The 15,380-nt window shown below is 43.6% G+C and carries 11 protein-coding genes; 4 read left to right on the top strand and 7 right to left on the bottom strand.

What is annotated here, in order from left to right; all coding sequences use genetic code 11:
- The first annotated feature begins 50 nt into the window (after positions 1-50).
- On the top strand, positions 51-533 hold the full coding sequence (locus tag DJ568_RS09965) for an SRPBCC family protein (protein WP_114005126.1): 483 nt from the start codon (positions 51-53) through the stop codon (positions 531-533).
- A gap of 31 nt (positions 534-564) precedes the next feature.
- Here DJ568_RS09965 and DJ568_RS09960 read toward each other — a convergent pair whose 3' ends face one another.
- Complete coding sequence (locus tag DJ568_RS09960; RefSeq protein ID WP_114005125.1) at positions 565-1,668, bottom strand: mechanosensitive ion channel family protein; 1,104 nt, start codon at positions 1,666-1,668, stop codon at positions 565-567.
- Between the two features lie 111 nt (positions 1,669-1,779).
- On the opposite strand from DJ568_RS09960, the gene DJ568_RS09955 reads away from it, so the two are divergent.
- Entirely contained in the window at positions 1,780-3,981 is a 2,202-nt protein-coding gene (locus tag DJ568_RS09955) for a bifunctional alpha,alpha-trehalose-phosphate synthase (UDP-forming)/trehalose-phosphatase (protein WP_114005124.1), read from the top strand.
- 195 nt (positions 3,982-4,176) lie between these two features.
- Positions 4,177-4,443: a TFIIB-type zinc ribbon-containing protein gene (locus DJ568_RS17545; protein WP_114005123.1), complete on the top strand. Its 267-nt coding sequence runs from the start codon at positions 4,177-4,179 to the stop codon at positions 4,441-4,443.
- A gap of 217 nt (positions 4,444-4,660) precedes the next feature.
- Here the strand turns inward: DJ568_RS17545 and DJ568_RS09945 are convergent, their stop codons facing one another.
- From DJ568_RS09945 to secA, 5 genes are all read right to left on the bottom strand, one after another.
- Positions 4,661-6,448: a glycoside hydrolase family 15 protein gene (locus DJ568_RS09945; RefSeq protein WP_114005122.1), complete on the bottom strand. Its 1,788-nt coding sequence runs from the start codon at positions 6,446-6,448 to the stop codon at positions 4,661-4,663.
- 120 nt (positions 6,449-6,568) lie between these two features.
- A complete protein-coding gene (locus DJ568_RS09940) occupies positions 6,569-7,507 on the bottom strand; it encodes a hypothetical protein (protein WP_114005121.1) in 939 nt (312 codons plus the stop codon).
- 45 nt (positions 7,508-7,552) lie between these two features.
- Entirely contained in the window at positions 7,553-8,737 is a 1,185-nt protein-coding gene (locus tag DJ568_RS09935) for a M20 metallopeptidase family protein (protein ID WP_114005120.1), read from the bottom strand.
- Positions 8,730-9,176, bottom strand: a complete 447-nt coding sequence (locus DJ568_RS09930; RefSeq protein WP_114005119.1) for an SPOR domain-containing protein — start codon at positions 9,174-9,176, stop codon at positions 8,730-8,732. The genes DJ568_RS09935 and DJ568_RS09930 overlap by 8 nt, the downstream gene beginning before the upstream one ends.
- 131 nt (positions 9,177-9,307) lie before the next feature.
- A complete protein-coding gene (secA, locus tag DJ568_RS09925) occupies positions 9,308-12,613 on the bottom strand; it encodes a preprotein translocase subunit SecA (protein WP_114005118.1) in 3,306 nt (1,101 codons plus the stop codon).
- A 208-nt stretch (positions 12,614-12,821) separates the two neighbouring features.
- Between secA and purD the strand changes: the two genes are divergently transcribed.
- On the top strand, positions 12,822-14,096 hold the full coding sequence (purD, locus tag DJ568_RS09920) for a phosphoribosylamine--glycine ligase (RefSeq protein ID WP_114005117.1): 1,275 nt from the start codon (positions 12,822-12,824) through the stop codon (positions 14,094-14,096).
- 169 nt (positions 14,097-14,265) lie between these two features.
- On the opposite strand, the gene rlmF is transcribed toward purD, so the two are convergent.
- Complete coding sequence (rlmF, locus tag DJ568_RS09915) at positions 14,266-15,231, bottom strand: 23S rRNA (adenine(1618)-N(6))-methyltransferase RlmF (protein WP_114005116.1); 966 nt, start codon at positions 15,229-15,231, stop codon at positions 14,266-14,268.
- Positions 15,232-15,380: the final 149 nt, after the last annotated feature.

Below are 15,380 nucleotides of genomic sequence, written 5' to 3'. Positions count from 1 at the left end.
TAATCCTACTTGTGCTGAAGCCCTTGAAGCTTCTTGGTTAAAGCGTAAAGATGAAAGCAACTACAATTCGGCTTGTTACCGAAATTAACGCGCCAATCGGACGTGTATTTGACTTATCACGCAGTATTGACCTGCACGTTATCTCAACTGAACAGACGGGCGAACAAGCCATTGCGGGAGTTACCAGCGGCCTTATAGGCCTGGGTGAAACTGTTACCTGGCGGGCAAAGCATTTTGGTGTTTGGCAACAATTAACTACGATTATCACAGAGTTTGACCCACCTAATCACTTTACTGATGAAATGGTAAAGGGCGTATTCAAAAGCATCTGTCATGAGCATCATTTTGAAGCTATAAAAGGGATAACTTTAATGAAAGATATATTCATTTATGAAGTTCCTTTTGGTTTGGCCGGAGTGATATTCAATAAGCTGATACTTAAACGCTACATGGCCCGGCTGCTTGCAACTCGTAATAAAGTTATTAAAACTATAGCAGAGAGCAATGAATGGGAAAAGGTTTTGGCTGTTTAATATCGCATATATTATAATTGCCGTAAAAAAATTACACCCGCCCCGCGCCCGGTATCTCTTTTACTTCAGCACTGGCATTTACCAGCACCGAACGATTGGCCGGTAAGCTTTCGGGGTGATTTTCCTGGATATATTTTATCAGGTTTTCGCGCAGGTAGCAACGCAAGTCAAACATATGTGATGAATTTAGTGCACTTACCAATACGCGCACCTGTATTGTTTTTTCGGTAGCATCAGTAACTTGTATCACTTTTACTCTCTTATCCCAAAGCGGGGTATTGCCAAGCAACCGGTCAAACTCTTCGCGCAACTTATCCATTTGCATATTATAATCCAGGTATAAAATTACCGTGCCTAATAGTTCAGACGATACCCGGGTCCAGTTTTGAAACGGCTTTTCAATAAAGTAATTAATTGGCAGTATCAGTCTTCTCTGGTCCCATATATTTAACACCACGTAGGTTAAGGTAATGTCTTCCACTCGACCCCATTCGCCTTCAACGACCAAAACATCATCAATACGTATCGGTTGGGTAAATGCTATCTGAAAACCCGCCAAAAAGTTAGCCAATGATCTTTGGGCTGCAAACCCTATTATAATACCACCTATACCTACGCCGGTTAACAAGCCTGCACCAATTTTACGCACATTATCAAAGCTCAATAACACAACTGCTATAGTTATCAATACAATGACGGTGACAACAATACGGCGGATAAATTGTAACTGCGTACGTATCTTACGTTCTTTTAAGTTATCCGCTTTATTTAAATCATATACGTGGTAAGTATAATCCTCAAACACCTTAATGGCACTCACGAGTAACGATGCAAATGAAATTATAAGCGCTATTTCAACAGCGCGGCTAACCGGAACATATAGCTTTTTCGAAAGTTCCATCATGGGCAACATCAGGTTGAGCACCAGAAGGGGAACAAAATGATTCAATGGTCGGCCAACATTTGTGATAATACTTTTAAAAAGCGAATAATCGTTACGGTTGCGATAAAATATAAGTATAGCCCTAATTATCAATTTTATAATAAGGCCGATAACAACAGCGCTTAGTGTAACAATGAGGTTCCAAATCCACGGAGGAATCGTTTCCGACCAATTTTCTAAAACTTCTTTCATGTTTATTCCTTTAAATTGTATAACTCAAATTGCAGGTATTTTGTTAGCTGGCTTTTACCACCATGAAAAATCAGATTGCAGCCAACTTGCCTGCATGGATATTTAGGAGATATGGGTAAAACGATTATAGTTTCGAACAGGTTGCCTGTAAAAATAACTGAAGCCGACGGAAAGTTTGATATTTTAAGCAGCGAAGGCGGGTTGGCTACTGGTTTAGGCTCCGTTTACCAGTCTGGTAACAACCTTTGGTTAGGGTGGCCGGGAATTGAAGTAAATGGCGAACATGATCAAAACCAGATTAAGCAACAGCTTACAGAAGCCAATCTTGTTCCGGTATTTTTAACTGCCGACGAAATATCAGGGTACTATGAAGGCTTTTCAAATGGAATATTATGGCCTATATTTCATTACTACGCATCTACTTACGCCAACTATAAACAAGCCGATTGGGAGTGCTATAAACATGTAAATAAAAAGTTTCTGACCGCGTTGTTGGAGATTACCGAACCGGAAGATACCATTTGGATACATGATTACCAGTTATTGCTGTTGCCGGGATTATTGCGAAGTGTAAAGCCCGACGCTACAATTGGTTTTTTTCTGCACATCCCGTTTCCTTCGTTTGAAATGTTCAGGTTGATACCGTGGAGAAGTGAACTGATTGAGGGGATTTTAGGTGCCGACCTGGTTGGTTTTCACACCTTTGATGATGCCAGTCACTTTATAACGGCCGCCACCCGTTTGCTGCCGGTTAACACCACATCAAATGTGGTTACAGTGGACGACAGGCCGGTAGTGGTAGAGTCGTTTCCTATGGGTATTGACGATGCAAAATACGCGGCGTTGACCCGGAGTGATGACGTGCTAAAAGAGGTTACCCATTTAAAGGATACCTTTAAAAAACGGCAGCTAATGCTATGCATTGACAGGCTTGATTACAGTAAAGGTATTTTACAGCGTTTACAGGCGTTTGAGCTGTTATTAGAAACCTATCCGGAGTATATAGAGAAAGTTGTACTGCACATGATAGTCGTACCATCGCGTGATAGCGTGCCCCAGTACCGCGAGCTTAAAGAAAATATTGACCGCAAAGTAGGAGACATTAACGCTCGATACCGTACTATAGACTGGAGCCCGGTAAACTACTTTTACCGGCCATTTCCCCTCGAAACCTTATCTGCACTATATCACACCGCTGATATATGCCTGGTTACGCCAATGCGTGATGGTATGAACCTGGTAAGCAAGGAATATGTAGCCAGTCGTACACAGGACACCGGCGTACTTATCCTTAGCGAAATGGCCGGGGCATCAAAAGAGTTAATAGACGCTATAATTGTAAGCCCGAGCAATATCAACTCGATGATGGAGGCTATGGTGACAGGGTTAACTATGCCGGCAGATGAGCAAAAACGGCGCATGCGGCTGATGCGCCAGGTAGTATCAAAATTTAATATTTCGCACTGGGTGCGCATATTTATGGAACGGATGAAAGAGGTAAAGCAAATGCAGCAGGCTATGCATACACGACATATAACTGAAGTGACCACGCAAGCCATCAAAAAAATATATAACAAAACAACCAACCGTATTATCTTTTTAGATTATGACGGCACTTTAGTGGGCTTTAAAACAGATATAAATGCTGCTATGCCTGACCAGGAATTGTATCAGTTACTTGAGAAACTAAGCGGCGATCCAAACAACAAAATTATCCTGGTGAGTGGACGCAGCCACCAAAACCTTGAAAATTGGTTTGGCCATACCCAGTTGGACCTGGTAGCCGAGCATGGAGCGTGGCAAAAACAACATGGCAAATGGCAAAGCATACCCGGTTTAAATGATCAGTGGAAACAAGACATTTATCCGGTGCTTGAAACCTATGTAGATCGTACTCCCGGGGCTTTTATAGAAGAGAAAAACTTTTCGTTGGTTTGGCATTACCGTAAGGTTGAAAAAGGATTGGGCGAATTGCGTACCAATGAATTGATGAACAACCTGCGCTATCTTATCAACGACCGCGGCTTACAGTTACTACCCGGCAATAAGGTTGTCGAAATAAAAAATATCGAGATAAATAAAGGGAAAGCCACGTCAGCTTTACTGCACAATTGTGAGTATGATTTTATAATGGCGCTGGGCGACGACCATACCGATGAAGATATTTTTAAAGCTATGCCTGATAATTCGCTCACTATAAAGGTGGGAAGTAATATCTCGGCAGCTCGTTTCTACTTGCGTAATCATTACGAGGTTAGACAGCTTTTACATAACCTGGTGCAACCGGTCGCAGCTGGCTACCTTGATAAATAGTCAATTTTATAAAATTAATCTATCTCATTTTCCTCACAGAAAAATGGAACAGTTTATAACGCAGCAGTTTTTATTATTGATCAAAATTTAAAACGCGATTGCATACCACCTGTAACCAGATAGTTACAGATGTACAACATACAAAACAGTATTTCTGACGTTTTTAATCAAAACACCTTTAAACAATAAAACGATATGAAGTGCCCTACGTGTGACGTGAATCTGTTAATGAGCGATAAGAATGGAATAGAGATCGACTACTGTCCAAATTGCCGCGGAATTTGGTTAGATCGTGGAGAACTTGATAAAATCATAGAGCGATCTGCTGAACATTACTCCAAAAAAGAAAATTATAATGAAGATTATAATAGGTACGGTAGCAGCGATCGTAACGACGACTATTATAAAAGAACCCATCATCATAAAAAGAAGTCTTTCCTTGGCGACATCTTTGACTTTTAATGGGATAAAGATTTGATATATGCTGTGCTACAGATATCATTGACATCTCAACAATTTTAAAAAAGCAACTGCTCAGCACGTTATAGCTGAGTCGAATTTTGCGTGCAGTTGAGTACGATATCCTGTCTCACAAAAAAACCTCATTCTGTATCGGCATCACGGTAGTTTAGTTGCGGTATCGTTCAAAACCAGCATTCAATATAGTATTAACGTGCCGTTACAAAAACACCGGCCTATCCAGTTTTATGGCTATCCGGTATGCCGCATTCATTAAACCCACGTGGCTGTAGGCCTGCGGAAAGTTACCCCACTGGCTTCCGGTTTCCTCATCAACATCCTCGCTAAATAGCATAAGGTGATTACAATACTGCATCAGATTTTCAAATTCACGTACAGCATCGTCAACCCTGCCTACACAGGCCAATGCCTCAACGTACCAAAAAGCACATATTAAAAAGGTGGTTTTGGGCTTGCCGAAATCATCAGCATGCAGATAACGGTAAAATAGCCCTTTTGACGTTTTAAGTTCTGCCTCTAAGGCTGCCAGGTGGTCTTTCGCCCTTTGTGATGCCGGGTCCAGGTAGTTCATCATGATGAGCTGCAGGGTGCTGGCATCCAGGTGCGGGCTGTTTGCGGCGTTAGTATATACCTTGCGTACTGGATCGTAGCAACTTTCAATATGTGCTGCCGCGCGCTCTTTTAAGGCATTTGCTCTTGCTTCAAGCGCCTTGTCGCCAATATAGGCCGCCATTTTTGCAGCGGCTTTACAACCCGCCCATTGGAACAGGTTACTGTAACAATGGATATTAGCCATATTACGGAACTCCCAGATACCGGCATCTTTTTCATCAATCGTACGGTCTATCTTATTTAGTATTGACTCGATCCAGCGCACGGAATCTTTACGTTCCCTGAAAACGAAACGGTGGTCGGTATACAGCGGAAGCAATGATATCAGTACCTGGCCATAAATATCATTTTGAATATGCTCATACGCCTGGTTGCCTACGCGTACGGGCTGATTGCCCAAGTAACCTTCAAGGTGATCCATCACCTCTTCATAGAGCTTCTTTTGCCCGGTAATGCCATATAACGGCTGATACCGGTAATCCTCACCTTCAGAAAAAGATATATCCGCTACGTAATTAAAATATCTTTCCATTTCTTCGAAATGGCCAATATGATTAAGTGACGTAAGCACATAGTATGTGTCGCGTAACCAGCAATAACGGTAGTCCCAGTTACGGGTACTGTTATGATACTCCGGCAGGCTGGTGGTGCTCGCTGCTATAATGGCGCCCGTATCCTCGTACTGATGAATTTTTAAAGCAAGTGCTGAACGGATCACATACGTTTGGAAGAATCCCGCAATAGCCGAGTGCTTTATCCAACGACGCCAATAATCAATAGTTGAACGCAGGAAAAACTCTGACGTGCTTACCAGCGGCGCTTCCAATGGGTCGCCATATGATAACAAAAGATATTTTGGCTCATTAAGCTGAAAGTAATGCTCATCTAATATGTAACTTAACGGAATATCGGTAGTAAGCCGCATGGTTTCGCCACAGCCTGAGTAATCAATATGGTTGCTGGCGCGGCGGGCCTTTTGTTCCCTTCGTCCGTAATCACAAACCGGTTTGCAACGCACCCGTAAACGTGGCAGGCCTTCTACCGGTTCAATCTTACGTATCAGCATAAGCGGCTTAAAGTAACGCTCATACTGGTGAAAGCGCGGCGCGAAGTCAGTTACCTTGTATCGGCCTCCATCGCAAGTTATCTCGGTACATAATACGTTTGTATTTTCCAGGTAATATTGGTCGGATGTGTAATCTCCTTCGGGAAGTATGGAAAACTCGCCGCCTTTTTGCTTGTCAAGCAGGCTGCCAAATACAAAAGTACTATCAAAGCGTGGCCAGCACAGCCAGGCTACATTGGTGTTTTTATGTATGTGCGCCAAAAAAGCGCAATTGCCTATAAGGCCTGTTTCATAGGTGTGTTTTTCCATAAAGTATTAGCAGTAATGCAACCTTATAAATAACAGCGAGAAAAGGTTTTGTTTTAGGGAATGTAAATTAACCCCGACAATGCTACTAAAACAAGTTGATTGTTATGAAATCCCTGCCCCTTATGGCCTAAGCGGGGTATAATCTTTATGCAGTATCAAAAAACTCGCACGTTCTTCTTTTTTGAAAGGAATATCCCAATTGCCCTGATAACTTATTTTAACAGGCAATAGTTCGCCGCCAAAAGTGTTCATCTCAATATTCATCTGCACGTTAAATTCAAACAGCAAGTTATTAAATTTCATGTCAATGTACCGGCCCAATATCTGGAAAGTGCGGGTATCAAAAATGGTAGTCATTTCATTAATCACTACATCGCCCGGTGCCGTACTGGGTTTGCGCGTAACTTTAAAACGATAAACAGGTATGGTATCAAGGTATTTGCCGCGGGCAAACTGGTAGTTATAAAACTGGCGCATATCCTTTGAGAATATTTCGGTTTTACCGCTAATAAACGGTATGCCCTTTACCTTTACACCCGGACGGAAAATCAGCGTTTTAAGCTTGCTTTTGTACCCGGCGTTTTTGCTGCCATCGCCTCCGGGCAATGCGGGCCCCTGCATAAAGTCAGATTGGTAAGCGTTCATAAAGATGTAGTCGAACATCTCAACGGTATACATCTGGTATTTGCCATTTTTTTTGTACAATGCGCCGCTATCTTGTTTGGCTAAATACTGTACTTTGTGCTTCTTACCGCTGTTGCTATGCCTTATCTTTCGGTATATCTTTCCGTTTACACGGTTCTTTTTGTCATAAGTATATATCCGGTTCTCGGCGGTGAAGCCATATCGCTTCATGTCTCTAAAAGCCTTGTAAAAACTGGTGTCAGCTAGCACAGCATCTATAAAATCCTGCGCATTTAGTCGGTGCGAATTGATGTTAATGGCCGAATCTATTGTCACAGTCATTAAAGTATCCGGATTGTAGCGGTCTATTTGCTGGGCTTTTACACCAAAACAAATTACGCTGAACAGGAAAACTAACAATGATTTTTTAATCATGATGACCATACACTTTGAACTCGTACCGTTAACTACACTCAAGCACTAATTACCCAACTCTTTAACAGCCAGGTACGCCATTAACCCTGTGCTTACCTCCAGCGCGGTTTCATCTATATCAAAAGTAGGGGTGTGTACAGATGACGTTATTCCGCGCGCTTCATTGCGCGTACCCAGGCGGTAAAAGCAGCTATGTGCCGCTTGCGAGTAATAGGCGAAATCTTCGGCAGCCATCCATATATCCAGATCTAGCACATTCTCTTTTCCTAAATATTCTTCAGCAGATGTGCGGGCAGCAGCCGTTAATCTCTCCTCATTAATCAGGAACGGATAACCTTTCATGATATTGAACTCGCAGCTTGCACCCATGCTTTCGGCAATCCCCTCGGCCATTTTTTTCATACGCTTATGGGCATCCTCGCGCCATTGCTCGTCCATGGTGCGGAACGTTCCCTCCAGATACACTTCATCTGGTATAACATTGGTAGCACCATTGGCGATAACTTTTCCGAATGACAATACCGAAGGGCTTTTGGGGTCGTTAAAACGGCTTATCACCTGCTGTAAAGCGGTTAATATATGCGCTGTAATAATCACAGGGTCAACATTCTGCTGAGGCTGCGCACCATGGCCGCCTTTGCCGCGTACAGTAACATACAGCTCATCAGTACTGGCCATGTATTTACCCGAACGGAAACCTACTTTTCCAGCGTCTATCAGCGGCATAACGTGCTGGCCTAAAACGGCCTGGGGCTTCGGATTCTCCAACACACCGGCCTTTATCATCAGGCTGGCACCGCCGGGCAGCTTTTCTTCCGCAGGCTGAAATATCAGTTTTACAGTTCCTCCGAATTCACTTTTAAGCGCGCTTAGTATTTTTGCTGTCCCCAGCAGTGACGATGTATGTACATCATGGCCGCAGGCATGCATAACACCTGGGGTTGTTGACTTGTACGGTACATCATTGGCTTCAGTAATAGGCAGGGCATCCATATCGGCGCGCAGGGCAATCACTTTTTCCGATGGTTTATCACCTTTAATTAAGGCCACTAAACCGGTATCAGCCATTTTGTGATATTCTAATCCAAGTTCTTCCAGTTTACGGGCAACAAAAACAGAAGTTTCCACTTCATGAAATGAGAGCTCGGGGTTAGCGTGTAAATGACGGCGATTGGCTACCACATCATTGTAGATGTTTTTAGCTAATTCCTGTATTTTTTTTTTAATCATTAGTCGCCTGGAGTTTGGGGGGATTTATTTTTCCTGAAATGATAAACATACCCGAAAAAAAGGGTTTTAAATCTTCCATTAATTTGCGTGCTTCAAGTCTTGACCTGAAATCACCTGCGTGCACCTTAAAGTTAGGGTCGCGGTAGCTAATGTACGTACGCATTTCGGGATACTCCTGCTGAAATCTGGCCTGCGCGTTAAAGGCATCCTTGCGGCTGGACCCGCTGAAAATCTGCACGCGATAGCCCCAGTTTGATGAGCGTACCTTGCCTTTATTCAAGTCTGACCAGCGGTTTATAAGCGTATCAAAACGTGCGTCTTTTATTACCTCAACTTTTCCGCGGGTTTGGGCATTTGCCAATACCGAACAAAAGATAAAAAAAATGCAGCACCCGGTTACTTTGCTTATGGCTTTGTATGTGGATACTGCTTTTCTCATATTTATTTCTTTCCCGTTATTGCGGGGAACGAAGCAACTCTCAATTAAACAGGCCGAATAACCCTGGGAGATTGCTTTGTTTCTCGCAATGACGCTTTATCATTTTTCTCCTCGCCGAGGGGTGGGGTGGGCTACGCCATTCCTACACCATGACAGTTTTTATATTTTTTTCCGCTACCGCACGGGCAGGGATCATTTCTTCCTATCTTTTGCTCAACGCGTATCGGCGCGGTGCGCTGCAATTCGCGGGTATCGTCAACCGGTACGCCATTACTTTCGTTCACAACTTCGGCTTTTGATGTTTTTACGTTTTTAAAATCAGTACGTGGCTGCGGCCTTGCTTCGCGTACTTCCTCCGCCTGTTGCTGCACCGGTATGCCACCCCTGTACAAGAAACTTACCAGTTCCTTATTCACATTGGCCAGCATTTGGCGGAATAACTCAAAAGCTTCAAATTTATATACCAGCAGCGGGTCCTTTTGTTCATATACCGCGTTTTGAACTGATTGCTTCAGCTCATCCATTTCACGCAAGTGCTCTTTCCAGGCATCATCTATCAGGTACAGGGTAACATTTTTTTCAAATGCTTTAAATACTTCGGCACCATGGTTGTCAACCGCCTTTTTAAGCGGTACCGCAACCTGTATGCCATGCACACCGTCAGTAAACGGCACCACTATATGCTCAACCTGTTCACCGCGTGTAGTAAATACATCCTTTAAAACCGGGTAGGCTTGCTTGGCTATAGCGTCTGACTTACGCTTGTAAAATTCAGTTACTTCGGCAAATGTTTTTTCAACAAGATTATTTACTGACAATCTGCCGAATTCATCTTCTGTAGTCTCGGTATCAACCGAAAATATGCGGATGATCTCTAATTTAAACCCCTCGTAATTATTTGCCTCTTTATACTCAGTGGCTATATCTTCTACCACATCGTAAAACGTATTGCTCAGGTCAACTTCCAAACGCTCACCAAACAAGGCATTTTTACGTTTAGCGTAAATAACACTACGCTGCGAATTCATTACGTCGTCATACTCCAGCAGGCGTTTACGAATACCAAAGTTATTTTCTTCTACCTTTTTCTGAGCGCGCTCGATAGATTTTGAAATCATGGAGTGTTGTATCACCTCGCCTTCCTCGATACCCATGCGTACCATCAGGCTTGATATGCGCTCAGATCCGAATAAACGCATCAGGTTATCCTCAAGCGATACAAAAAACTGAGAAGAGCCCGGGTCACCCTGCCGTCCGGCACGGCCACGCAGCTGCCTGTCAACCCGGCGCGATTCATGGCGTTCAGTACCAACTATGGCCAAACCACCTGCTTCCTTAACGCCCTCGCCCAATTTAATATCCGTACCACGGCCTGCCATGTTGGTGGCAATAGTCACCGTTCCTGATTTACCTGCTTCGGCAACAATGTCTGCCTCTTTCTGGTGCATCTTGGCGTTAAGTACGTTATGTTTTATACCACGAAGCTTAAGCATGCGGCTCAACAACTCAGATATTTCAACCGATGTAGTACCCACCAGTACCGGCCGACCTGCCTGGGTTAATTTTACTATCTCATCAGCAACTGCATTGTACTTTTCGCGTACTGTACGATACACCAAATCCTGCCTGTCCTCGCGGCGTGTAGGAGTATTGGTTGGTATCTCTACTACATCCAGCTTATATATCTGCCAGAACTCCCCGGCCTCGGTTACAGCTGTACCCGTCATACCGCAAAGCTTGTGGTACATCCTGAAATAGTTTTGCAGGGTAATGGTAGCAAACGTTTGTGTAGCGTCTTCTACTTTTACATTCTCTTTAGCTTCGATAGCCTGGTGAAGTCCGTCAGAATAACGGCGGCCATCCAGCACGCGGCCGGTTTGCTCATCAACTATTTTTACCTTCCCGTCGTCAAGGATGTATTCTGTATCCTTTTCAAATAGAGTATACGCCTTTAGTAACTGGTTAACCGAGTGTATACGCTCAGATTTGATGGAGAAATCGCGCATCAATGAGTCTTTTTTGGCTATCTTTTCCTCGCTGCTTAGCGTCGATTTTTCAATTTCTGCAATCTCAGTACCCACATCGGGCATTACAAAAAAGTGCGGGTCCTCACCTGACGCTGTTATCAGTTCGATACCTTTTTCAGCCAGTTCTACCTGGTTGTTTTTTTCATCTATCACAAAAAACAGCTCGGCATCTACTTTGTGCATTTCCTTGTTTTGGTCCTGCATGTAGTGATTCTCTGTTTTTTGAAGTATAGATTTATTAGCGCCTTCACTCAAAAATTTAATAAGGGCTTTATTTTTAGGCAACCCGCGGTGTGCACGTAGTAGTGCTAAGCCACCTTCTTCAACACCTGTTTTACCTTCATTTATCTGTTTTTTTGCTTCATTGAGTATACCCAGTATATAATTTTTCTGTGCGTTAACTAACCGCTCAATGCGTGGTTTCAGTTCATAAAATTCATGCTCATCGCCACGCGGTATCGGGCCTGATATAATCAGCGGCGTACGCGCATCATCAATTAATACCGAATCGACCTCATCCACCATGGCGAAATGAAGTTTGCGTTGCACCAGCTCTTCAGGACTGCGTGTCATATTGTCACGCAGATAGTCAAAGCCAAACTCATTATTGGTTCCAAAAGTAATATCAGCCAGATAGGCTTTACGCCGGCTCTCTGAATTAGGTTCATGTCTATCTATACAATCAACCGCAAGACCATGGAATTCATATAGCGGCCCCATCCACTCCGAGTCACGTCGTGCCAGGTAATCATTTACCGTTACTATGTGAACACCCTGGCCGGCAAGCGCATTCAGGTAAGCAGGCAATGTAGCTACCAGCGTTTTACCTTCCCCTGTTGCCATCTCAGCAATTTTCCCCTGATGCAGCACTATACCGCCAATTAGTTGCACATCGTAGTGCACCATGTTCCAGGTCACTTCGTTACCGGCAGCAATCCAGGTATTATGATGTATGGCTTTATCGCCATTTATAATAACGTTTTTCTTTTTAGATGCCAGGTCGCGGTCAAATTGTGTTGCGGTAACCTCAATTGTTTTGTTATTAGTAAACCTGCGGGCGGTTTCTTTAACTACCGCAAACGCTTCGGGAAGAATGTCCAGTAAAACAACTTCCAGTTCCTTATCGCGGTCTTTAATCAGCCTATCCAGTTGGGTATATAACTCAACTTTCTCGCTTACTTCCAGTTCGGGATTTTCGGTTTGCTCTTTTATTCCGTTTATTTGCTCGTCAATAGCAGCAAGCTTTTCGCTAATGGTTTGTTTAAACTGTATGGTTTTTGCTCTAAGCTCATCGTTGCTGATGTCGCCAAGTTTTGCAAACTCAGCCTTTACCTTATCTACTATCGGGTTTATCGCTTTTACGTCGCGTTCTGATTTGCTTCCGAAAAGCTTACTGAAAAAATCTAACATTACTTTGAAATATATTTGGTTATGAACTCAACAATTGCGCCACGCGCAAAGCAAAGCCATTTTGACAGGCAAAGGTAAGGATTTTGCGCAGTATCGGGTAGCAAGTATAAAGTATATACGCAGGATTTTTTGATTAAAACCACTAATCCCAGGCTATCTTGATACTTGAGGCTTGCTACTTGATACTAAAAAGGTCATCTTTGCTTCCATGAATATCCTGCTCCTTGGTTCGGGCGGAAGGGAAAGCGCCTTCGCCTGGAAGTTAACACAAAGCCCCAAATGCGAAAATCTTTTTATTGCCCCCGGCAATGCCGGTACCGGCCAATACGGCACCAATGTAGATATAAAGGTTACTGATTTCGCCGGAATTAAAAACTTTGTGCTGGCTAATAACATCAATATGGTGGTGGTAGGCCCCGAGGAACCGTTGGTAAAAGGTGTACATGACTTCTTTTTAGGTGATGAGCAAATCAAACACATTCCGGTGATAGGCCCGCAAGCTGAAGGGGCGCAGCTGGAAGGCAGCAAGGATTTCAGCAAACAGTTTATGGAGCGGCATAATATACCTGCCGCAGCATCCAGAACTTTTACCCGCGAGACATTGCAGGAGGGCTTTGAGTATCTGCCAACTGTTGGTTTACCCGTTGTATTAAAAGCTGACGGTCTTGCTGCAGGTAAGGGCGTGCTGATATGCCTGACTCTTGAAGAAGCACAACTTGAGCTGACCGAAATGCTTACCAACGCCAAATTTGGCGAAGCCAGTTCAAAAGTGGTGGTTGAGCGATTTTTGCAGGGTATTGAGTTATCGGTATTTGTACTAACTGACGGTAATAATTATAAAGTTTTACCCAGCGCGAAGGATTACAAACGCATAGGCGAGGGTGATACCGGCTTAAATACAGGGGGCATGGGTTCGGTTTCGCCGGTACCGTTTGCCGACAAAGAATTTTTGGATAAAGTAGAGCAACGCATTATCATCCCTACTATTGAGGGTTTGAAGAAAGACAATATCAGTTATAAAGGCTTCATTTTTATAGGGCTGATGAACTGCGGCGGTGATCCTTATATGATAGAATACAATTGTCGCATGGGTGACCCCGAGACCGAAAGCGTGCTGCCGCGTATCGAAAATGATTTGGTTGACTTGCTGCAAGCTGTAGCCGACGGCAACCTTAACCAACAGGAACTACGAATATCAAACAAAGTTGCCGCCACTGTGGTATGTGTGGCAGGTGGTTACCCCGGCGAATACCTGAAAAACAAAGTTATAACAGGGATGGAAAATGTTCGCGAATCGCACGTGTTTCATGCGGGTACAAGCCTGGCAGGTGACGAAGTGCACGCAACCGGCGGCCGTGTTTTGGCAATTACCACTTTACAGGATAATATGTTTGATGCGCTGCAGCAGGCCACGGCGGATGCCAGCAGGATATATTATGACGGTGTATATTTTAGGAGAGATATAGGGTTTGACTTACTATAGATTCAGGAATTGAGAAGCAAAAATTGAGATAAGATTAATTGCTGTGTGAATCGTATTTTAAAAAACAGTTATTCCGTTTTTAAATACGGTTACCACGTTTGGCAATGACCCAGCGGGAATTTTACGGCAATATCCTTCCCAATTCCTGACTCTTAATCTTGATTCCAATTCACTTCCACCAGGTAGCTGCCCATTCCGTCCTTTCAGCTTCACTAAAAAAGGTCCAGGCCACCATTCGGCTTACCTTTTGACCCTGAGACATATTGATGGTACGTACCTCGGCGGCACCGGCTTTTTTTATTGCTTTATAAACTCCCGGCAACGTATCTTTTTTTGACACCAGCGTTGTAAACCATAAGCATTGTTTGGCCACCAGCACGCTTTGCTCTACCATTAACCTGATAAAAGCGGCTTCACCGCCCGGATACCATAGCTCCTTTTTTTGCCCGCCGAAATTTAAAGCCGACCGCTGTTTACCGTCAGCGCCTAATTTGTTCCACTTATTCACGCTGGCCAACTGCGCCTCAAGGGTCGAGGCGTGGAAAGGGGGATTGCAAATAGTGGCGTCAAATCCCTCATCCTTCAGTACTATCCCTTTAAAAACATTGTGTTTATTAGTTTGCTGGCGTAGTAAGATTTGACTTTTTGTCTGCTTGTTGGCTGCCAGGATATCTTTTGCTGATCTGATAGCTATCGGATCAATGTCGGTACCAACAAATTGCCAGCCATAAGTGCTGTTGCCTATAACCGGGTAAATACAATTGGCTCCCATGCCAATATCTAAAATTTTAATTTTTCTCCCGGGAGGCATTTTACCGCTATTGTCCCCTGCCAGTAAGTCTGCTATATAGTGGATATAATCTGCCCGGCCCGGTACAGGCGGGCAAAGATAGCCGTCAGGTATATCCCACCCGCTAATGCCATAATGTTGCTGTAGCAAAGCTTTGTTTAACATCTTAACTGCTTCGGCGTCACTAAAATTTATTGATAATACACCGTGTTCACTCAATTTAACAAAAGGCTTAAGTGCAGGTGTGGTTTTGATGAGCTGTTTAAAGTCATATCCGTAGCGATGCGCATTGCGCGGGTGAAGGTTGCTTTTTTCGATAAGCGGTTGTTGGTTTTTTTCGGACATGGATATTTAGTGAGTACGCGAAGATACAAAACAGAATTGTCGCATAAGCTTGCACGATGTCGATAGAGCATATTTGCTTGAAATATTGTATATAAGCCAAGGCACTTTGCTTTAGGCAACCTTAATTGATACGTTAAAAAATTACCTTT

The organism is Mucilaginibacter hurinus (assembly GCF_003324525.1).
GTDB classification, from domain to species: Bacteria; Bacteroidota; Bacteroidia; order Sphingobacteriales; family Sphingobacteriaceae; genus Mucilaginibacter; species Mucilaginibacter hurinus.
The sequence above is the reverse complement of the archived record's forward strand: the minus strand, read 5'-3'. Positions and strand labels throughout refer to the sequence as shown.